The sequence below is a fragment of the Tepidibacillus sp. HK-1 genome (assembly GCF_001748485.2).
Taxonomy (GTDB): Bacteria; Bacillota; Bacilli; order Tepidibacillales; family Tepidibacillaceae; genus Tepidibacillus_B; species Tepidibacillus_B infernus.
The window spans coordinates 72,628-94,855 of the sequence record NZ_BDGM02000008.1 but is presented as its reverse complement, the minus strand read 5'-3'; the positions used below and the strand labels follow the sequence as shown (position 1 = coordinate 94,855).

Annotated in this window: 17 protein-coding genes and 1 pseudogene; 16 read left to right on the top strand and 2 right to left on the bottom strand. The window is 38.6% G+C overall.

From position 1 onward, the window contains the following. The first annotated feature begins 49 nt into the window (after positions 1 to 49). The 3 genes from BEN26_RS05980 (at position 50) to BEN26_RS05970 (ending at position 2,056) form a co-directional block, all read left to right on the top strand. The gene (locus tag BEN26_RS05980) at positions 50 to 301 is read left to right on the top strand and encodes a hypothetical protein (RefSeq protein ID WP_068724911.1); all 252 of its coding nucleotides are present in this window, start codon (positions 50 to 52) and stop codon (positions 299 to 301) included. Positions 302 to 464: 163 nt separating this feature from the next. Continuing rightward, positions 465 to 1,466 (top strand): multicopper oxidase domain-containing protein, encoded by a 1,002-nt coding sequence (locus tag BEN26_RS05975; protein WP_069798444.1) that lies wholly within the window; start codon positions 465 to 467, stop codon positions 1,464 to 1,466. Between the two features lie 209 nt (positions 1,467 to 1,675). Beyond that, positions 1,676 to 2,056: a cupredoxin domain-containing protein gene (locus tag BEN26_RS05970; RefSeq protein WP_069798446.1), complete on the top strand. Its 381-nt coding sequence runs from the start codon at positions 1,676 to 1,678 to the stop codon at positions 2,054 to 2,056. 78 nt (positions 2,057 to 2,134) lie between these two features. Here BEN26_RS05970 and BEN26_RS05965 read toward each other — a convergent pair whose 3' ends face one another. Then, positions 2,135 to 2,356, bottom strand: coding sequence for a helix-turn-helix domain-containing protein (locus BEN26_RS05965; protein ID WP_068724906.1), 222 nt, complete (start codon positions 2,354 to 2,356; stop codon positions 2,135 to 2,137). 256 nt (positions 2,357 to 2,612) lie between these two features. Between BEN26_RS05965 and BEN26_RS05960 the strand changes: the two genes are divergently transcribed. The 6 genes from BEN26_RS05960 (at position 2,613) to BEN26_RS14085 (ending at position 10,034) form a co-directional block, all read left to right on the top strand. Then, a complete protein-coding gene (locus BEN26_RS05960) occupies positions 2,613 to 3,017 on the top strand; it encodes a DUF6306 domain-containing protein (RefSeq protein ID WP_068724904.1) in 405 nt (134 codons plus the stop codon). 230 nt (positions 3,018 to 3,247) lie between these two features. Then, complete coding sequence (locus tag BEN26_RS05955) at positions 3,248 to 6,943, top strand: nitrate reductase subunit alpha (protein ID WP_069798448.1); 3,696 nt, start codon at positions 3,248 to 3,250, stop codon at positions 6,941 to 6,943. Then, complete coding sequence (gene narH / locus BEN26_RS05950; RefSeq protein WP_069798450.1) at positions 6,933 to 8,450, top strand: nitrate reductase subunit beta; 1,518 nt, start codon at positions 6,933 to 6,935, stop codon at positions 8,448 to 8,450. The genes BEN26_RS05955 and narH (BEN26_RS05950) overlap by 11 nt, the downstream gene beginning before the upstream one ends. Beyond that, complete coding sequence (gene narJ / locus BEN26_RS05945; RefSeq protein WP_069798452.1) at positions 8,450 to 8,989, top strand: nitrate reductase molybdenum cofactor assembly chaperone; 540 nt, start codon at positions 8,450 to 8,452, stop codon at positions 8,987 to 8,989. The genes narH (BEN26_RS05950) and narJ (BEN26_RS05945) overlap by 1 nt, the downstream gene beginning before the upstream one ends. A 2-nt stretch (positions 8,990 to 8,991) precedes the next feature. After that, a complete protein-coding gene (gene narI / locus BEN26_RS05940) occupies positions 8,992 to 9,696 on the top strand; it encodes a respiratory nitrate reductase subunit gamma (RefSeq protein ID WP_069798562.1) in 705 nt (234 codons plus the stop codon). Between the two features lie 62 nt (positions 9,697 to 9,758). Beyond that, on the top strand, positions 9,759 to 10,034 hold the full coding sequence (locus tag BEN26_RS14085; RefSeq protein ID WP_069798454.1) for an MFS transporter: 276 nt from the start codon (positions 9,759 to 9,761) through the stop codon (positions 10,032 to 10,034). Positions 10,035 to 10,531: 497 nt separating this feature from the next. Here the strand turns inward: BEN26_RS14085 and BEN26_RS14340 are convergent. Beyond that, positions 10,532 to 10,816: pseudogene (locus BEN26_RS14340) on the bottom strand (IS110 family transposase); the annotation flags it as partial. Between the two features lie 299 nt (positions 10,817 to 11,115). Between BEN26_RS14340 and BEN26_RS05925 the strand changes: the two are divergent. The 7 genes from BEN26_RS05925 (at position 11,116) to BEN26_RS05895 (ending at position 22,211) form a co-directional block, all read left to right on the top strand. Continuing rightward, positions 11,116 to 12,444: an MFS transporter gene (locus tag BEN26_RS05925; protein WP_068724892.1), complete on the top strand. Its 1,329-nt coding sequence runs from the start codon at positions 11,116 to 11,118 to the stop codon at positions 12,442 to 12,444. Positions 12,445 to 12,561: 117 nt separating this feature from the next. Further along, positions 12,562 to 13,764, top strand: coding sequence for an MFS transporter (locus BEN26_RS05920; protein WP_068724889.1), 1,203 nt, complete (start codon positions 12,562 to 12,564; stop codon positions 13,762 to 13,764). Positions 13,765 to 13,797: 33 nt separating this feature from the next. Continuing rightward, positions 13,798 to 17,472: a nitrate reductase subunit alpha gene (locus BEN26_RS05915; protein ID WP_069798456.1), complete on the top strand. Its 3,675-nt coding sequence runs from the start codon at positions 13,798 to 13,800 to the stop codon at positions 17,470 to 17,472. Beyond that, a complete protein-coding gene (gene narH / locus BEN26_RS05910) occupies positions 17,462 to 18,991 on the top strand; it encodes a nitrate reductase subunit beta (RefSeq protein WP_084818752.1) in 1,530 nt (509 codons plus the stop codon). Before BEN26_RS05915 ends, narH (BEN26_RS05910) begins: the two co-directional genes overlap by 11 nt. Next, a complete protein-coding gene (gene narJ / locus BEN26_RS05905; protein ID WP_069798458.1) occupies positions 18,981 to 19,511 on the top strand; it encodes a nitrate reductase molybdenum cofactor assembly chaperone in 531 nt (176 codons plus the stop codon). The genes narH (BEN26_RS05910) and narJ (BEN26_RS05905) overlap by 11 nt, the downstream gene beginning before the upstream one ends. A gap of 15 nt (positions 19,512 to 19,526) precedes the next feature. Continuing rightward, a complete protein-coding gene (narI, locus tag BEN26_RS05900) occupies positions 19,527 to 20,246 on the top strand; it encodes a respiratory nitrate reductase subunit gamma (RefSeq protein WP_069798459.1) in 720 nt (239 codons plus the stop codon). A gap of 180 nt (positions 20,247 to 20,426) precedes the next feature. After that, positions 20,427 to 22,211, top strand: coding sequence for a methyl-accepting chemotaxis protein (locus BEN26_RS05895; protein WP_069798461.1), 1,785 nt, complete (start codon positions 20,427 to 20,429; stop codon positions 22,209 to 22,211). Positions 22,212 to 22,228: the final 17 nt, after the last annotated feature.

The following is a 22,228-nucleotide window of genomic DNA, read 5'->3' as shown; positions in this document are numbered from 1 at the left end:
CAGATTTATGATATAATAGATTAAATATATTTATGATTAAGAGGCGGTGTTGAAATTGGATATGGACAAGCTTTTTGAAGGGATATATGCCATTCAAAAACAGTTAGGCGAATTTCAACAAGAAATGAGAGCAGAAATTTCTGGGGTTAAAGGTGAGATTTCAGAAATCAAGAGAGACATCAAGAGTATTAATGAACGTTTAGATAGTATCGAGGCCAGTTTAGAACTTCTCGCAAATCGCCAATTTAAGCATGAAACAGAAATTGAAGTGATGAAAAAGAAGTTTTTTGCAACTATCTAGATAACCAAAATATAGGTACCTATGTCATAATTGTGGCAATGGTGCCTTTTTTGTTGAGTCCGAAATGTATTCTTGTATTTACGAAAATGTGATTTTTATCATATATTTTTTTGTGAGGATTTGTTACTATTACCATAGTGTAAAAGGTGAAGGGGGACACAAAATGAGAGCTAATATGAAGATGGCCTTTTTTATAGGAGCAATCGCTGTAGTCATTGGCTTAGCTGGATGTAGCACTGGACAACTTTCTATAAATCATGCACAGAACCAAAGCCAAGGGCAAAATCAAGACCAAAAATCAGAGCAATTTATTGGTCAACCGAAATATCCTGCCGAAATTAAGCGAAATGGAAACGCGGTCGATATTACTTTCTATATAACACAAAATAAGATTGAAATTGCAAAAGATAAATATTATCAAGGTTGGACATTTGATGGTACCGTTCCAGGACCTGTATTGCGTGTAAAACAGGGCGATAAGGTTCGTTTTACCTTAGTGAATAAAGATCCAAATATGCCGCATTCAATGGATTTCCATGCATCAGAGATCGCTCCAGACAAAAACTATGTGGATGTTGCGCCTGGTGAATCTTTTACGTATGAATGGGAGGCTAAAGTTCCTGGTGCCTTTATGTATCATTGTGGAACACCCCCTGTGCTTGCTCATATCGCAAATGGGATGTACGGAGCCATTATCGTCGATCCGGCTGATTCTGAACAAACCTTTGAAAAAGCAAGGGAATTCGTTTTGGTTCAAAGTGAATTCTATAAAGATGCGAACGATCTAGAAGATATGATGAATGGCGAACCACAAGTGGTTGCATTTAATGGAAAAGCCTTTAAATATAAAGATCAGCCTCTAGAGGCTAAACCGGGAGAATTAATCCGTTTTTATGTTGTGAACGCAGGGCCAAACAATTTTAGTGCCTTTCATATTGTAGGAACTATTTTTGAAAAAGTCTATTTAAACGGTTATCCAGAGAATGTAGATAAAGGTGTACAAACCGTTACCATTCCACCTGGAGGAAGTTATGTCGTTGAATTAAGAGTACCTGAAGAAGGAGCTTATCCGATTGTTACTCACTCCTTCAAAGATGCAACAAAAGGTGCAACCGGAATATTAAAAATTACAAAAGATACCAAAGATCAACCATTAGCACCGTAAGAATAAATGGGTTTGTATATTCCAACGCGCTCCGTTGTCCGTGTATTTCTACACTCCTAAAAGCACACAAAGTGTACAAGTGACGCTACACAGCTGAAGCTGCTAGTCGTCCTATATCTTTGCTTATGGAATATACAAATTCTAAGTGATTAAAGGAAGAAAGTTACACTTTCTAATTGATAAATTTAAGAATGAAAAAGGTGAAGGATATGAAAAAAATCATACTTGTCTTAGTAAGCAGTTTGCTTTTTCTTGGAATCCTAGCTGGTTGTGGACAATCATCGAATCAAGCCCAAACCTCAGATGATCAGATTCAAACGGTTCACATTGTGGCTGAGGATTGGAAGTTTATCCCTGATACGATCAATGTTAAACCAGGTAAAGTTAAATTTGTCATTGAAAACAAAGCAAAAAGAATGCATGGATTTGCGATTGATGAGTTAGGGATTAACGAATCATTGGCACCAGGGAAAACGGTTGAAAAAATAGTCGATGTCAAAGAGGCTGGTAGTTACACCTTTTACTGTTCTGTTGTATGTGGGGATCTGGATCAACATGGTGGAATGAAAGGAACACTAACGGTTCAGTAAAACGATTAGACCAATGTCTTGCTAAAGAAAAAATGAAAAAAGGCAGAAAAAAGGGATGATATGGTTGGTCCCTTAATTTTAGATTTTATCTTTTAGATCATTTGGATTGATGTAAAGGTGATTCTTATCATCGGTTTCAATTAAATCTTCTTTTTTTAATTGGGCAAAGGTACGACTAATCGTTTCCCTTGTAACTCCAATCATACTTCTAACAGTGATTTTTTCAATTCGATCTAAGTCTTCCTCATCTAAACCTTTTAATAATTCAACTTGTTGTAACATTTCTTTTATAGATGGCATCTTTCCATCAATCCTTTTTGGTTATTGCTATTACAACTGTATTTATCATATTTATTGTACAATAGTGTGATTCTACTTACAACTCCTTATCATGATTAGTTTGAGTCAAATATTTGTGGGAGAAAATTTTTACAAATATATTATGTAGTATATTCAGTTTTAGAATTTCCTGATGGAAACATATCCTACAGTGCATCGCCTTGTCATAAATGGAGATGGGGCACGATGGATTACCGCATAAAGGAGAGAGATCAGATTGGAAAATAAAAAAATCGAATTGTTAAATCAATTGCTTGAAGCTGAAAAAGCTGGAGTCGTTACACTGGATTTTTTTCAAAAAGCATATCCTGATGTGGAATTACCACTTGATCTGATTAAAAGCGATGAATCTTGGTCAACCAATGGTTTGATTGAAAGTGTGAAAAGAGAAGGCGGTGTACCTAGTAAAAATACAGGGGATTTTGCGGATAAGGTGAAAGCTCAAGAAGGTTTAAGCAACCGATTATCTTTATTAAACAAAGGACAATCCTGGGTTGTTCGTAAAATTGATGATTTATTTCAAATGGAATTACATGAGGAAACCCGTTCATTTTTAACTCAGATGAAAAAGAAACATATTGAAAATATTCAAACCTGTCAAGACTTTTTGGATCGTCAGTAAAGAACAATCTAGCAAGGAATGGCAAGATGAGTATAAAAAATAAAACGAGTATATAAGATTAAATAGATAACAAAAGAATACAATGGGAATTTACACCTCCTACGAATTTGTGTAGGGGTGTTTTTTTTGTCTTTTTTTTTCTAGTTTGCGAAAAAAACTACATATTTTTCTTTCTGTCAATAAATACTAACACAAAATGTGTATTTTTTCCCAACAAAGGAGAATGAAGCATGACAAAGAAAAAGATACCGCCTTTATTAAAGAAATGGACGTTTTTTCAACAAGAAAAGATCCGATCGAAGGATGGATGGAGTGAAGTAACACCCTATGATCGGGATAATGAGAAAATCTATCGTCGTCGTTGGCAACATGATAAGTTTATCCGCACTACCCATGGGGTGAACTGTACAGGTTCATGCAGTTGGCGAGTTTTTGTGAAGGATGGAATCATTACTTGGGAAAATCAGGCGATTGATTATCCTTCACCAGGTCCAGATATGCCAGAATTCGAGCCAAGAGGATGTCCAAGAGGGGCAACCTTCTCATGGTACACCTATAGTCCTGTACGTGTGAAATACCCTTACGTTCGAAGCACACTTCTAAAATTCTGGCGAGAAGCTATGAAGCAACATGGGCAAAATCCGATTGAAGCATGGAAAAGTATTTTAAGTGATCCAGAAAAAACAAAAGCATATAAAGAGGCACGCGGTAAAGGTGGATTTGTTCGCGCTTCTTGGGATGAAGTAAACAAGATGGTCGCATCCTCGATGATACATACGATTCAAGAATATGGCCCAGATCGCATTGTCGGTTTTTCTCCGATTCCTGCCATGTCGATCGTTAGCTATTCTGCAGGAGCTAGATTTCTTAATCTTGTCGGTGCCCCGATACTTAGTTTTTATGACTGGTATGCAGACTTACCACCTTCTTCGCCGCAAATCTGGGGGGAGCAAACCGATGTGCCAGAAAGTAGCGATTGGTATAACTCAGGGTACATTCTGATATGGGGTTCTAATATCCCACAGACTCGTACTCCTGATGCTCATTTTATGGTAGAAGCACGTTATCGGGGAACGAAAGTGGTTGGCGTTAGCCCTGATTACGCAGAATACATTAAGTTTGCGGATCATTGGCTGGCGGTTAACCCTGGAACCGATGCTGCATTAGGGATGGCCATGACCCATGTCATCTTGAAGGAATTTTATGTAAACAAACAAACAGAGTATTTTACCGATTATGTGAAAAAGTTTACGGATCTTCCGTTCTTAATCAAACTGAAAAAACGTGGAGAAAATTTTGTAGCTGACCGCTTCCTTGTTGCTAGTGACTTAGGACTACCTTTGGATAAAGCTGAATGGAAAACGGTTGTATTTGATAAAAACTCAAACCAATTTGTCGTTCCCAATGGCTCAATCGGCCATCGTTGGGATGGTAAAGTGAATTGGAATTTAAAAATGGAAGATAGTGAAAAGGGAATTACAAATGTGGATCCACCGTTAACACTTCTAGGTCATCAAGATGAGGTTGTGATGGTCGCTTTCCCTTATTTTGATGAAGGAAAGAAGGAAATTCTTCATCGTTCTGTTCCTGTAAAAAAATTAGAATATCAAGGGGAAATCATCTATACGACAACTGTCTTCGATCTCATGTTAGCAAATACAGGTGTGGATCGTGGATTGCCGGGAGATTATCCAAAAGATTATAACGATGCAGAACCCTATACACCAGCATGGCAAGAAGCGATTACAGGTGTAGATCGGAATCTAGTGATTCAAATTGCCCGTGAATTTGCCCAAAATGCAATCGATACCAAGGGGCGCTCGATGATCATTATGGGTGCAGGAATCAATCACTGGTACCATTCAGATATGATCTACCGGACGATTTTAAATTTAGTCATGCTTACAGGTTCCCAAGGTAAAAATGGTGGAGGATGGGCCCATTATGTGGGTCAAGAAAAGATTCGTCCTTTTGAAGGGTTTCAGCAAATTGCGATGGCAAGAGATTGGGGTGGGCCACCTAGATTGCAAAATGGAACCTCTTATTGGTATTTCGTATCCGACCAATGGCGATATGATGAATTAATGTTGGATGAACTCACTTCACCATTGGTTGCCCAAACTCGTTATCGTCATACAGCAGATTATAATGTATTAGCGGCTCGTCTTGGTTGGTTACCTTCTTATCCTCAATTTGATCAAAATCCATTGAAATTAGTGGAAGAGGCAAAGCAATCAGGAGCTAAGGAAAAGGATCAAATCGTTCAATATGTGGCTGATCAATTAAAGCAAGGGAAGCTACGTTTTGCAATAGAAGATCCAGATGATCCTAAAAATTTCCCGAAGGTGTTTTTGCTATGGCGGGAAAATCTATTGCAAAGTTCAGGTAAAGGACATGAATTCTTCCTTAAACACTTACTTGGAACCCATAACGGGGTTTTAGGTGAAGAAAACCAGACCTTAAAACCATCAGAGATCAAGTGGAGGGAAGAGGCTCCCAAAGGGAAAGCGGATTTGATCGTCAGTTTAGATTTTCGCATGGCTGGAACTCCGCTTTATTCAGATATCATTCTTCCAGCAGCGACTTGGTATGAGAAGTTTGACTTAAGTAGTACAGATATGCATCCCTTTGTTCATCCCTTTAATCCAGCCATTGATCCTCCTTTTGAAGCAAGGCCGGATTGGGATATTTTTAAAGGAATTGCCCAAGTTTTTTCTGAGCTTGCCAAAACCTATTTACCAGGGGTACATAAAGATATTGTTACAACTCCCTTACTTCATGATTCGCCTGATGAGATCGCTCAGCCATTTGGTCAAGTGCCTGATTGGAAGAATGGAGAACATGATCCCATTCCAGGGAAAAATCTTCCTAGGATTCACGTTGTAGACCGCGATTATACCCAAGTTTATGAAAAGATGATTAGCCTTGGTCCGCTTGTAAAAGAATCGATTGGAGCGCATGGAATTGCCTGGAAGGGAGCAGAAGAATATACCAAACTCCAGAATCTACTAGGCACAAGGGACCAAGAAGGATTTACGGAATATCCTTCCCTTTACAGTGCGAGGGATGCTGCAGAGGCCATATTAGCCTTATCGAGTACTACCAATGGTTCAATGGCAATGAAATCTTGGGAAGCACTTGAAAAGAAAACGGGAGTAGAATTAAACGATATTGCTAAAGAACGAGCTGAAGAGCATTTTTCATTTTTTGATATCTCTACCCAACCAAGAAAGGTGATCTCATCAGCTATATTTAGTGGGCATATGAGTGGGGAAAGAAGATATTCTCCCTTTACTGTTAATGTAGAACGGTTAGTCCCATGGAGGACATTAACGGGTCGTCAACATTTTTACTTAGATCATGAATTGATCATGGAATTTGGCGAGAATTTACCGCTTTATAAACCAACTCTGTCAATGAAACCTTTTTATCCAAATGATCGAAGGCCAAATACGAATGATAAGGAAATCACCTTGCGTTATCTAACACCACACCATAAATGGTCCTATCATACGACTTTTTATGATACATTGCCTATGCTCACTTTATTCCGTGGTGGACCCCATGTCTGGATCAGTACTAAGGATGCGGAAGAAGCAGGGATTCAAGATAACGATTGGATCGAATTATATAACCGCAACGGAGTGGTTACTGCGCGTGCTGTCGTAAGTCATCGGATGCCAAAAGGTACCGCATATATGTACCATGCTCAAGATCGTACGATTAATATTCCTGGCTCACCGACGACAGGGGAACGAAGTGGATCACATAACAGTTTAACGAGCCTTCATTTAAAACCCACTCATATGATCGGTGGCTATGCACAGCTTAGTTATGGTTTTAATTATTACGGAACGGTAGGAACACAACGTGATGATAAAGTGATCATACGCAAATTGGAGGAGGTGTACTGGCTTGACTATTAAGGCCCAATTTGGCATGGTGATGAATTTGGATAAGTGTATAGGATGCCATACCTGTAGCGTTACTTGTAACAATGTGTGGACGAATCGTAAAGGTGCCGAATACATGTGGTGGAACAACGTAGAAACAAAACCTGGGATCGGCTATCCAAAAGAATGGGAAAATCAAGAAAAACATAAAGGAGGTTGGACCCTTCTTAATGATCGTTTGGAATTAAAAGCAGGTGGAAGAAGTACAAAGTTATCGCAAATCTTTTACAATCCTCATCTTACACCGATTGATGATTACTATGAACCTTGGACCTATGATTATGAAGAATTAACCAAAAGCCCTTTACAAAAACATCAACCTGTAGCAAGGCCTAAATCCTTGTTAACAGGAGAATATCTGGAGCTTAAATGGGGGCCAAACTGGGAGGATGACTTAGCAGGCGTTCATGTGACAGGAAAACGAGATTATAATTTCAAAGGAATTGAAGAGAAAATCCGCTTCGAATTCGAACAAACCTTTATGATCTACCTTCCAAGAATTTGCGAACATTGTATCAATCCTTCTTGTTTGGCCTCGTGCCCATCAGGTGCGATTTATAAAAGGGAAGAAGACGGTATTGTCTTGGTTGATCAAGAAGCATGCCGGAGTTGGCGTTTTTGTATGACAGGCTGCCCTTACAAGAAAACGTATTATAATTGGAATACACAAAAAGCGGAAAAGTGTACCTTCTGTTACCCAAGGATTGAAGCTGGTTTACCAACCGTTTGTTCTGAGACTTGTGTTGGTCGCCTTCGCTACATCGGGATTGTTTTGTACGATTCTGAGCGAATCAAGGAAGTCGCCTCCACAAAGGATGAAAAAGAATTATATCAAGCCCAGTTAAGCATGTTCTTAGATCCTAATGATCCTAACGTGATTGAGCAAGCACGACATGATGGCATTCCAGAAGGTTGGCTTGAAGCAGCAAAGCGCTCACCCATCTATAAGTTGGCTGTGGAATACGGTGTTGCCTTACCATTGCATCCTGAGTTTAGAACTTTACCTATGGTATGGTATGTACCACCACTTAGTCCAATTATGAATGCCTTTCAAGGAAAAGGAGGGGAAGAAGATGCAAGTGTCTTATTCCCAGCGATTGAGCAATTACGAATTCCGATTGAGTACTTGGCCAATCTCTTAACTGCTGGGGATACTGAAATCATTCGCAATGTCCTGAAGAAAATGGTTGCCATGCGCCAATATATGCGTGCATTAAATATTGGTAAACAACCAGATTCAAGCTTGCTTCAACCCTTTGATTTTACAGACCGAAAGATGCAAGAGATGTATCGTTTACTAGCGATTGCCAAATATAGTGATCGATTTGTGATTCCAACAGCTCATCGGGAAAATACCGGTGATTTACAAGAAGAGCAAGGTATAGCAGGTATTTCCTTCTTGGAAGGCTGTCAAACATGTAGTACTGAGTATCGTGACGAAATGGATAACCATCAACTCCATCTAGAGGTGAGGGAATAATGGAAAACACCCAACTTTTATTTAAACTATGTTCACTTTTCTTGCAATATCCTGAAGAGTCATGGGTAAGAAGCAAAGACTTAAATAAAATCATCCAATTTTTAAATAACGGGAAAGAAAAAGAATCCTTAAAGGAATTTAAAAATTATCTCGATCATCATCACTTAGAAGATCTTTGTGAACGCTATGTTCAAACCTTTGATTTTAATGAGAAGACAGCCCTTTATCTGACATATTTTCAGCATAAAGATCAAAAGGAAAGAGGACCTGCTCTTCTGCAATTAAAGGATGAATATCGGAAAGCTGGATTTTACCTTGAAAGTAGCGAGTTGCCTGATTATTTACCCGTTATACTCGAATTTTTGGCGATCGCTCCTTATCGATATTGGCCGAATATTCTCTATTCGCAAAAAGAGAATATTGAAAAGCTGTATAAGGAGTTGGCCAATCTGCAAAGCCCCTATCAATTTGTGGTTGGAGCCAGCTTAGATCACATTCAATCTCTAATGCAACCTGAACTTACTGGAGGTGTGTTATGACAATCCTTAATCAATTTTTGTGGGTGATTTACCCCTATGTCACCATAACCATTTTTATTTTAGGCCACATCTACAAATATAACCGAGATCAGATTGGTTGGTCTGCCAGATCAAGTGAGATTATGGAAAAACGCTTGTTAAAATGGGGAAGCCCTCTGTTTCATTATGGGATTATCTTTGCCTTTTTTGGACATGTGGCTGGGATTTTAGTTCCAAAATCAGTCTATGAAGCACTAAGGGTTCCAGATGAGCTATACCATTTAGGTGCTGTTGCGATAGGTGGAGTAGTTGGAGTGATAGCCTTGATTGGTTTGGTGATTTTAGTCATTCGTCGCTTAACCGTTTCTCGAATTCGCTTATTTACGCAAAGAATGGATTGGTTCACTGAGTTTGTCTTGTTATTGGTCGTATTTCAAGGGGTTTATGTGACCGTCATTCGAAACTTTTTGGCAGGTGAATTTGACTATAGAAGTACAGTTGGTCCTTGGTTTCGTAGTCTATTCACCTTTTCACCTGATCCAACATTGATGAGGGACGTACCTCTAAGTTTTCAAATTCATATTCTGTTAGCATTTCTACTCTTTGCTTTATGGCCCTTTACACGACTTGTCCATCTATGGAGTTTACCGTTGGAATATCTAAAACGCAACTATATTAGTTACCGTAGTCTTAACTTTCTCCGTACCTTTCGGCTGACAAAAAAATAAACCTTAAAAAAGAGGTGTATTTGTATGGTGCCAATTCTGCATTAATCATGTAGATGATTGCGATGATTATCGCTTTTGCTGTATGGGCCTCACTTTCCCCTATGGCTTCACAGATCCAAAAACTATATCAATTGTCAACGACACAAAAAAGTATTCTTGTTGCCATTCCTGTTTTATTGGGTTCTGTGATGAGAATTCCCCTAGGAATATGGACTGACCGTTATCGAGGAAAGAAACTTTATACATGGTTAATGATATTTTTAATCATTCCAACCATTGGCATTAGTTGCTTTGGGGATAGCCTTTTTTGCCGAATTTGGCAACGGTGCTGTGTTTAAATTAGTGCCAGAATTGTTTCCAAAAGTAACAGGGGCAGTTACCGGAATCGTTGGTGCTGCTGGTGGAATAGGTGTTTTTTTCCACCAATTTTAATGGGAATCGTTAAGGACATCACAGGACAATATATGCTTGGCTTCCTATTGTTAGGGATATTCACCTTCGTGAATTTTGTGATCAATCTCAGGTTATTTGTAAAAAGTTAAATTATAATTCAATAATAATAGGCTGTTGACAATGATGTCAGCAGTTTTTTTAAAATTTTTAATACAAAAGAAATGCACAGACAATGGAGCGCTTTAGAATATACAAACCTTTTCTAATAGGGAAATTCACTAGCCAAAGATAGGGGAGTTCCCTGATTACGTTTTCATTACTGAAAAAGTAGAATGATAGTGGAATTAAATAGAAAAAAGAAAATTTGGGAGAGGAAGTCTGAAATGATTACTTGAAGTAGTATTCTATAAAAAAAGGCATAGCAAACAAGCCATCGATCGATGATCGCAAGTGGAGGCATAAAGCTTCCAGCTACAAGGTCATGCTTAAATAAATCGGCAATCCATTGGGCATCCTTTTTGTCCGTCTTTTTGCCGCGTATCGCCTTGACGTATTTAGGATGTGCCAGAGTGATATTACAGGAATCTTCAAGTACATTAAACACGGGAATCCAGTATTTCCCGGTAGATTCCATACAGACATCCTTGCAGTCATTTTCACAAAGCCATTGTGACAACTCTTTCAATCCTTTGGTGAAAGTCGAAAAGCGATGGCGTTTGTAATAGGAAAAACTCTTTTCTGAGGTGTATAGGGATAGCCAGCATTGACTGATTGCCCAGCAATAAACGAGTAGTGTTTATACAAAGATAAGTCTGCGTGCTCGAAGTCACACTTATTTGTGCTTGGAAAGGCAATCTACACATATAAAAATGCGGTCACTCCATAATTGGAGCAACCCACTCACCTCCACGTGATTTGTAGTTTACTGGTATTCCTATGAGTTTAGAATAATAAAAATTTCGCCCAAAGCACAACTATTTCATTACGTTTTGTGCCTTGAGCGAAGCGAAAGGAATGGATATAAAGATGAACAAAGAGAGTTTAATGAAAAAGTACAATCTAAAAGGAAACCCAAAAACAGGATTAACGATGGCAACTTTTGGCTTCTTTATTGGTTTTGCTGCTGTTTCTCTGTATGGACCTGTGGCAACTAATATTAATAAAGTGATGAATATGCCTGCTCTGATGTTAGGGTTTTTAGTGGCTGCACCAAACCTCACAGGTTCTCTTTTAAGAATCCCTTTTGGGGCATGGGTAGATAAAGTAGGAGGAAAAAAGCCTTTTCTAACTCTATTTGCTTTATCAATTATTGGCATGGCTGGACTTACTAGTATTCTTTATCTTTACTATCCAGACCAACTAACGCTTAAAATGTACCCACTTATCTTTTTCTTTGGTCTATTAAGTGGTAGTGGAATTGCCACCTTCTCTGTCGGGGTACCACAAACCTCCTATTGGTTTCCTCAGAATAAACAAGGTTTTGCACTTGGAGCATATGGTGGTTTAGGAAATACAGCTCCTGGGATTTTTGGGATCTTACTTCCCTTTGCTTTAGTTGGACTTGGCTTAACAGGTTCATATGCAACATGGTTTCTTTTCTTAGTGATCGGAACATCGATTTACACTGCATTTGCTCAAGATGCTTATTACTTCCAGTTGATCAAAAAAGGAGTAGAAAAAGAGGAAGCAAAGCAAGTATCCAAAGAGCTTGGCCAAGAATTATTTCCATCTGGCACTGTTGTACAAGCATTAAAGATTTCTGCAAAAGTTCCTGGAACATGGGGACTAGTCGCTTTATACTTTACATCCTTTGGTGGTTTCCTAGCTTTAACCACTTGGTTCCCTACCTATTGGATTCAATATCATGGACTTGAGGTACGCCAAGCGGGACTATTAATGGCTTTAGGTTTTTCAATTCTTGCTTCCTTTATTAGGGTTTATGGTGGTCATATTAGTGACAAATTTGGTGGCGAAAGAACGGCCATGGTTAGTTTTATGATTGTTTTAGTCGGATCGGTGGTTCTTGCTTTTGCAAAAAGCTTTGGTATCTCCTTACTAGGTGAAATCATTATGGGGGCAGGAATGGGCGTCGCCAATGCTGCCGTATTTAAACTTGTTCCTAAATATGTACCAAGTGCACCTGGTGGTGCAAGTGGTTGGGTTGGCGGATTAGGTGCATTTGGAGGCTTTGCTGTACCTCCTATTCTTGGAATCTTTGTTGATTTCTATGGTCAAGCTGGTTATGCAAAAGGATTTATCGTTTATACCGTGCTAGCCGTGATTTCAATCTTTATTGCTTTCATCCTAAAAACGAAATATGCAAAGTCAGTTTATCCAGGTATAAGTAAAAACTAAGCACTTAGGAAAATTCCTACCCGTGTAAATAGGGGAGTCCACTAAACAAAATAGGGGATTCCCCTGATTTAAAAGAGGGTTAAAATGGTATGTAATGAAAAAGAGGGGGGTAATAGTATGAATGTAAAAAAAGACCTCTCTGATCATGAAACTCCAAGAACAACATTGATCGTTACTGTCTTTGCGATGATCGTTACATTTGTTTTATGGGCTTCACTGGCACCAATGGCATATGAAATTGGAAGGGTTTACCGTTTGTCGGTTACAGAAAAGAGCATCCTTGTTGCAATCCCTGTCTTGCTCGGATCGCTGATGAGAATTCCGGTTGGTGTGATTACTGATCTTTATGGAGGAAGAAAGGTTTTTACTTTGCTTCTTTTGTTTTTAATCATTCCAACCGTCGGAATTGGCCTTGCTCAGTCCTTTACCATGTTGCTTTTTTGGGCATTTCTTATTGGTATGGCAGGGACATCGTTTGCCATTGCGATTACTTATGTCTCTAAATTCTATTCACAAGAAAAACAAGGACTAATTTTAGGAATTGTGGGGATTGGGAACGCAGGGACTGCTGTTTCTAATTTCACCTTGCCTACAGTCGCTAACCACTTTGGGATTTCAATCACTTTTTGGCTGATGTCTACGGTTACAGGGATTACGGCGATTCTTTTTTGGACCAATACAAAGGAAATGCCATTGCTTCAACAAAAGAAGTTTATCCTTCAATCTTTTTCAGTAATGAAATACAAAGATACATGGGCTTTATCTAACTTTTATTTTGTGACCTTTGGTTCCTTTGTTGCTTTTGGTGTTTATCTACCTTCTTTACTGCAAGATTTATTTCATCTATCGACAGTTGATGCAGGATTAAGAGCTGCCGGTTTTATCATTCTAGCCACTGCAGCTAGACCATTAGGTGGGTATTTCTCAGACCGATATCATGCAGGCAAAGTATTACATATTGCTTTTCTCATGATTATTTTTAGTTCAATCCTTCTTACATTTTGCACAAAGAATTTTATTTTGTTTTCGATAGGCTCATTAACCATCGCTTTATTTGTCGGTATTGGTAATGGAGCTGTTTTTAAACTAGTAGCTCAATTGTTCCCTAATGATACTGGCGCTGTGACAGGAATAGTGGGTGCGGTTGGTGGAATAGGGGGATTTTTTCCTCCGATTTTGATGGGAATGATTAAAGAGATGACAGGAAATTATAGTTTAGGTTTTTTACTTTTGGCCATTTATACGCTTGTGAATGTTGCTATTAATCATCGTCAATACCTTATGAAATTATCAAATCAAAATAATATACTGGATTATTAAACACATTCAATACATTAAAGGGAGGAGATACGCATGGGAAAGAAACGTTCACCATTATGGAAAAAGTTAAGATTTTTCCAACCTAAAGAACAATATGCCAATGGTTGGAGCGAATTAACTTCTCAAGATAGAGAATGGGAAAAACTTTATCGTAATCGTTGGCAGCACGATAAAGTCGTTCGTACAACTCATGGGGTAAACTGTACTGGTTCTTGCAGTTGGAAGGTATTTGTTAAGGATGGAATTATCACATGGGAAAATCAAGCGATTGATTACCCGACAACAGGGCCAGATATGCCGGAATTTGAACCAAGGGGATGTCCTAGGGGAGCAAGTTTTTCATGGTATACCTATAGCCCGCTACGCGTGAAATACCCATATATTCGCGGTATTCTACTTCAATTTTGGCGTGATGCTCTAAAAGAAGCAAACGGTGATGCTGTAGAAGCATGGAAGCGAATTGTAGAAGACCCGGACAAAGTCCGAGCTTACAAATCAGCTCGAGGTAAAGGGGGTATGGTTCGTACTTCATGGAATGAAGCTTATCAAATCATCTCTGCACAACTTCTTTATACGATTAAAAAATATGGTCCTGATCGAATTGCTGGATTTACACCGATTCCAGCGATGTCGATGATCAGTTATGCCGCTGGTTCTCGTTTTTTATCCTTAGTTGGAGCCCCCATGCTTAGCTTCTATGATTGGTATGCAGATTTACCTCCAGCTTCACCACAAATTTGGGGTGAACAAACGGACGTACCTGAAAGTAGTGATTGGTACAATGCAGGTTATTTAATGATGTGGGGTTCAAATGTACCTTTAACACGTACACCTGATGCCCATTTTATGACTGAAGTACGCTACAAAGGAACGAAAGTCGTTTCCGTTAGCCCGGATTATGCAGAATCAGTGAAATTCGCTGATACATGGTTAGCTGTCAACCCTGGTTCTGATGGTGCATTAGCACAGGCCATGACCCATGTTATTCTTAAAGAATTTTATATCGAAAAACAAACGCCCTATTTTATAGACTATGCAAAGAAATATACTGACCTACCTTACCTAGTTACATTAAAGAAAAAAGGGGACAGCTTTATTACTGACCGTTTCCTCTTAGCAAACGACTTAGCTGACACTTACGAAAATGCAGAATGGAAAACAGTAGTCTTTGATGAAAAAACACAGCAATTCGTCGTTCCGATTGGAAGTATTGGACATCGTCATGAAGGGAAAGGAAATTGGAATCTTCAGATGCAAGATGAGAAAGGGAATGCTTATGATCCAAGTATTTCTCTTTTAGGAGTCGAAGACAAGATAGTCTCTATTGAACTTCCTTACTTTGATGATCTGAATCGAGATATCCTTCATCGCTCTGTTCCGGTAAAAAGGGTTGAAAAAGACGGAAAAGAACTTTTCGTTACGACCGTTTATGATCTCATGCTTGCCAACTATGGAATAGATCGTGGCTTACCAGGCGATTATCCAAAAGATTATGATGACAAAAAACCATATACACCTGCATGGCAAGAAGAATATACCAGTGTACCACGGGAGCAAGTGATTCAAATTGCCCGTGAATTTGCTCAGAATGCGGTAGATACTAATGGTCGTTCAATGATCATCATGGGAGCAGGAATTAATCACTGGTACAATGCAGATACAATTTACCGTACCATTTTAAATCTTGTCCTCTTAACAGGATCCCAAGGAGTAAATGGTGGTGGTTGGGCTCACTATGTAGGACAAGAAAAAGTCCGTCCAGCAGAAGGTTGGCAAACCGTCGCTTTTGCAAGAGATTGGCAAATGCCACCAAGATTACAAAATGCCACATCTTATTATTACTTTGCAACAGATCAGTGGCGCTATGAAGAATTGCCGATGAACGAATTAATTGCAGCAAATGTAGAAAAACCAAGATACCAACATGCAGCAGACTATAATGCTTTAGCAGCCCGTTTAGGCTGGTTACCTTCTTACCCACAGTTTGATCGTAATTCTATCAAACTAGTAGAAGAAGCAAAAAAAGCCGGAGAAGAACCTGTTTCCTATATCGTAAAAGAGTTAAAAGAAGGCCGGATGCAATTTTCTGTTGAAGATCCAGATCATCCATTGAACTTCCCTCGTACTTTATTTGTCTGGCGTGCAAACTTAATTTCTAGTTCTGGAAAAGGGCACGATTATTTCTTGAAAAACTTCTTAGGTACCTCTCATGGTTTGCTTGGCGAAGAGAGCAAAGAACTGCGCACAAGTGAAATCAAATGGCGTGAACAAGCACCAGAAGGTAAACTAGATTTACTAGTGAACCTAGAGTTTAGAATGTCTGGAACAGCTATGTATTCCGATATCGTTTTACCAGTAGCAACCTGGTATGAAAAGCATGATATTAGCAGTACAGATATGCATCCATTTGTCCATCCATTTAATCCTGCGATAAATCCTCCTTGGGAGTCTAAATCGGATTGGGATACCTTCAAAGGCTTAGCAAAGGTATTTTCAGAAATGGCAAAAACCTATTTACCCGGTGTGCAAAAGGATGTTGTCGCTGCACCATTATTGCATGATTCACCTGATGAAATTGCACAGCCTTATGGAAAGGTTCGTGATTGGAAAAAAGGTGAAGTAGAAGCGATTCCAGGTAAAACCATGCCAAAGTTCGTCATTGTTGAACGGGATTATACTAAGATTTATGATAAATATACGGCAATAGGTCCTTTGGTCGAGAAAAATCCGATTGGAGCACATGGGGTTGCTTGGTCAGCAAAAGAGCAATATGAAGAATTAAAACGAATCAACAACACAGTAAAAACGAAGGGGATCACTGAAGGAATGCCTCAGTTAGAAACGGCTCGTCAAGTAGCGGAAACAGTAATGACCCTATCTAGTGCTACTAATGGGAAAATGGCATTAAAAGCTTGGGAGTCTGAAGAAAAGAAAACAGGTCTTAAGCTAAAAGATTTAGTAGAGGGTCGTACCGAAGAAAAATTTGATTTTAATAGTATTACTGCTCAACCAAGAGAAGTGATTCCAACACCTGTCTTTAGTGGAACGAATAAAGGGCGTCGTTACTCACCATTTACGACCAATATTGAACGACTTGTTCCATTTAGAACCTTAACTGGGCGTCAACACTTTTATGTTGATCATGAGATTATGTTGGAATATGGAGAAGGCTTGCCTGTATTTAAACCTACTCTTCCAACTAAAGCATTTGCTAAGCATGAGCAAATGCCTGAATCGGAAGGGAAAACGATTACCTTACGTTACTTAACACCACATGGAAAGTGGAACATCCACAGTATGTATTATGATTCATTAACGATGTTAACCCTTTTCCGAGGCGGCCCAACCGTATGGATGAATAACGAAGATGCAGAAGAGATTGGTATTAAGGATAACGATTGGATTGAAGTATATAACCGCAATGGTGTTGTCGTAGCACGAGCAGTCGTTAGCCATCGTATACCAAAAGGAACAACCTATATGTACCATGCACAGGATCGTACCATCAATGTACCAAGTTCTCAGGTGACTCATTTACGTGGCGGTACCCATAACAGTCCAACACGTATTCATTTGAAACCAACCCACTTAATTGGGGGATATGCTCAATTTAGTTATGGATTTAACTATTATGGACCGACAGGAAACCAACGTGACTTAAAAGTAGTGATTCGTAAACTCAAGGAGGTGGATTGGCTTGAAGATTAAAGCACAGGTAGCCATGGTCATGAATCTTGATAAATGTATTGGATGCCACACTTGTAGCATTACCTGTAAGAATACCTGGACCAATCGTCCAGGTGCAGAATACATCTGGTTTAACAATGTAGAGACAAAACCAGGGATCGGCTATCCAATGGAATGGGAAAATCAGGAGAAATATAAAGGTGGCTGGGTCTTAAAGAATGGAAAATTGGAATTAAGAGCGGGAAATCGTGTAAGTAAGCTTGCGAATATTTTCCATAACCCCGATTTACCGACAATCGATGAATATTATGAGCCTTGGACCTATGATTATGAGAAGTTAACGAATAGTCCTCAAAAAAAAGTTCAACCTGTTGCACGGCCAAAGTCTCAGATTACAGGCGAATATATGGAATTGAAATGGGGGCCTAACTGGGAAGATGATTTGGCAGGGGCGCATGAAACAGGAAAGCGAGACCCCAACTTAAAAGGAATTGAAGAAGATGTTCGTTTTGAGTTTGAGCAAGCCTTTATGATGCATCTACCTAGAATTTGCGAACATTGTTTAAATCCTTCTTGTGTCGCTTCCTGTCCGTCAGGAGCAATGTACAAACGCGATGAGGATGGAATCGTCTTAGTTGACCAAGAAGCATGTCGCGGTTGGCGTTTCTGTATGACAGGCTGTCCTTATAAAAAAGTCTATTTCAACTGGCAAACTCAAAAAGCAGAGAAATGCACCTTCTGTTTCCCAAGAATTGAATCTGGATTGCCTACTGTATGTAGTGAAACCTGTACCGGAAGAATTCGTTATATTGGTGTTCTACTCTATGATGCTGATCGAGTAGAAGAAGCTGCGTCCGTTGAAGATGAAAAGGAATTATATAAATCCCATTTAAGCCTTTTCCTTGATCCGAATGATCCAGAAGTGATTGCTCAAGCAAAACGTGATGGCATTTCCGAGGATTGGTTAGAGGCAGCACGCAAGTCACCAATTTATAAGTTGGCGATTGAATATGGGATTGCTCTACCACTACACCCAGAATATCGTACATTGCCAATGGTATGGTATGTTCCACCTTTAAGTCCAATTATGAACCGAATTGAAGGAAAAGGATCCCAGTTAGATCCAGTCGATATTTTCCCAGCAATTGATGAAATGCGCATTCCTGTTCAATATCTAGCGAATTTGCTATCTGCTGGAGATGAAAAAGTGATAACCACTGTTTTAAAACGAATGGCAGCAATGAGACAATTCATGAGAGCCAAAAATCTCGGAAAAGGATATGACGAAACGATTTTACAAGCATTGGGTCTAAATGAAACCATGATCGAAGAAATGTATCGTCTTCTAGCCATCGCCAAGTATGAAGAGCGGTTTGTGATTTCAACAGCTCACAAAGAAGAATTTATGCATCTTTATTCTGAACAGGGGACAACAGGCTTCGACTTTAATGGTGGGGATTGTAATACTTGTATGACTGGGGATTATTATGGAGACAATCATAGCTTTTTCTTAATGACAGGTGGTAAAAATGGGAAATAGGGAATTGCTTCATCTCATCTCTATTCTATTGCAATATCCTGATCAGGAATGGTTTGAAGCCGACTTCGAAAGCGAAATAGCGGAAGTCTCCGATTTAAACCCTGAGATTTATCAAAAGTTAACTCATTTTCTTGCCTATTTAAAAGAAACGGATGCTGATGAATTAAGGAATCTTTACGTGCAAACATTCGATTTTAATGAAAAGACGAATCTCTACTTGTCATATTCAAAAATGAAAGAGGAAAGAGAACGCGGAGTTGTTTTAGTGGAATTAAAGCAATTTTACGAACAGGCAGGCCTTGTCATGGAAACGGAGGAATTGCCTGATTACCTTCCACTTTTCCTTGAATTTATTGCAATTGCGGACCAGAAAGACATTTCAAAACTACTACCACCCTTTCAACCAGCTATTGAAAAGGTAAGAGATGAGCTGATAGAGGTAGATAGTCCATATGCTAATTTGATAGAAGCAAGTTTGATGATTTTAAATCAAATCTTACCTAATCACTTTGTAGAGTAAGGAGGAGGTGCAAAGATGAACGTTTGGAACCAATTCTGGTGGGTGATATTCCCTTATCTTACATTAACCATCTTTGTTGTTGGCCATATTTATCGTTATAATACGGATCAATTAGGCTGGACAGCGAAATCAAGTGAATTTATGGAAAAGAAATCCTTAAAATGGGGAAGTATTCTATTTCATGTAGGGATTTTGATGGTTTTTGGTGGTCATTTGGTTGGATTGCTTGTTCCTAAAGCTTGGACCAAAGCACTTGGGATGACAGAAGAGATGTATCATGCTGGAGCGATCTTTGGGGGTGGTTTTGCTGGAATCATCACATTAGCTGGGATCATGATCCTATTATTCCGTCGAGTCAATGTAAAACGAGTTCGTATGACAAGTCATATTAGCGATATTCTAATTGCGGTTCTCTTGTTTATAGAGATTGCGATAGGTGTCTATAATACCCTAGGTTTTAATCTATTCGTTGGTGGATTTGACTATCGAGAAACCATTGCACCTTGGTTAAGAGGATTGCTTCTCTTTAGACCAGATCCAACACTAATGGTTGATGTACCTTTACTATTTAAATTGCATACACTCTTTGCCTTTGCCATTTTTGGCATTTGGCCATTTACTCGACTCGTTCATGTCTGGAGTATTCCGCTAGAGTATTTAAAAAGAAGCACGATTCTTTACCGTAGTAGAAATGTACAAAGAGTAATGCAAATGAGTCAATCGCAACAAAAATAAACAATAGCCACTTCCTAAACTCCTTTTCGTGTTAATGACAATCTAGTTATTTTGACCTATTTTTAGTCTTATTTTTGGGAAATATTATTCAAAAATCTATCAAAATTTAGTAAACTTTACTATGATATTTTGTCAAACTAAGTTCAAAAATAATAGATTTTGTCGAAAAGGAGCAGGGAAATGAGAAAAATAAAATATAAACTAATCATGTTTTTTGTTATTATTGTACTGCTTGTTTTAGGTCTTTTAGGTGGATATAATATTTTATCTACAATCAATCAAAATCATCAATCACTTAACCATTTTAAAGAAAATCTTTTAAGAGATTATGACACGATGATTAAAAGTGAAGTAGAAACGGCAGTCACTCTATTAAACTATGCGTATAGTCAATATCAAAATGGAACGATGAGTGAAGATGATGCGAAAAAGCTAGGTGTTAAGCTAGTAAAGGAACTGCGCTATGGAGATTCCGGCTATTTTTGGATTGATCGAACAGATGGTATATTGGTTGGACATCCAATGCTTCCAGATCAGGAAGGTAGCAACAGACTTAATATCAAAGATCCGAATGGTACTTACTTAATCCAAAATATTATTAAAGCTGCTAAAGACGGTGAAAATAATGGATTTTCCGAATATATGTGGGAAAAACCTACAGATGTAGGAACAAATAAGCTAACGGAGAAAAGAGTCTATTCAAAACTCTTTGAACCATGGAATTATATTGTAAGTACAGGAAACTATATCGATGAAATTGATACAATAGTTGGCCAACAAGAAAAGGTGTACAAGGAAAATATGATAAAGAATGTCTCCTTTCAACTTGTGATTATGGTGATTCTTATTCTCTTAGCTGGAATCATTGTTTATATATTTAGCAATAGACTATCAAACCGAATTTTGATAGTTGCTAATCAGATTACAAAAATAGCAAATAATGATCTTTCTATTAATGAGGTTACAATTGAGTCTAATGATGAAATTGGCGAGCTTGGAAAAGTACTTAATATGATGGTTGCTAATTTAAAAGGGATGATAAAAGAAATTAGTACGAATATAAGGGAATTAGACGATTCTAGCCAGCAGCTCTCTGCTACAGTGGAGGAAATATCCGCTCAAAGTCAAACCATTAATGCAGCAACACAACAGATCGCAGCGGGAATGGAAGAAACCAGCGCCTCTACCGAGGAGATTAGCGCATCAGGACAAGAAGTAGCAACGGCAACTAACCAATTCGTCACAAGTGCAGGAGAAGGGAATGTAATCGCCAAGGAAATTGAGAAGAGAGCCGAACAAATAAAAGAAAATGTAGAACATTCAAGTAAAGAAGCGTCTGTAATTTATGAAGAAAAACAAGAACGGATCCTTAAAGCGATCGAAGCAGGAAAAGTTGTTTCAGAAATTGGCAGAATGGCTGAAGTGATCGCAGAAATTGCAGGACAAACCAATTTATTAGCCTTAAATGCAGCAATTGAAGCAGCAAGAGCTGGGGAACATGGCAAAGGTTTTGCTGTAGTTGCTGATGAAGTACGTAAATTGGCTGAGCAATCTACCTCTACCGTTTCTGAAATTCAACAAGTGGTCAAGCAAGTACAAGATGGTTTTCATCATTTATCGGAGAATGCCAAGGATATTTTACAATTTGTAAATGATAAGGTAGCTACAGATTACAAAATGCTGCTTGAGACTGGCGAACAATATCAACAAGATGCTAATGTAATCGGTCAATTATTTGAGGAATTTACAGCAAAATCAGAACAAATCTCAACATCGATTGACCAAATCAATTCAGCGATTGAATCAGTGGCCTCATCTGTAGAACAATCAGCAGCTAGTTCCCAAGACATTGCCAACAATTCGATTGAGATTTCAACTGCGATTGAAGAAGTAAGTAAAGTGGCCAATTCACAAGCGGATTTAGCACAAAGATTAAATGAGATGATTAAAAAATTTAAAGTTTAACGTTAAACTCATATAAG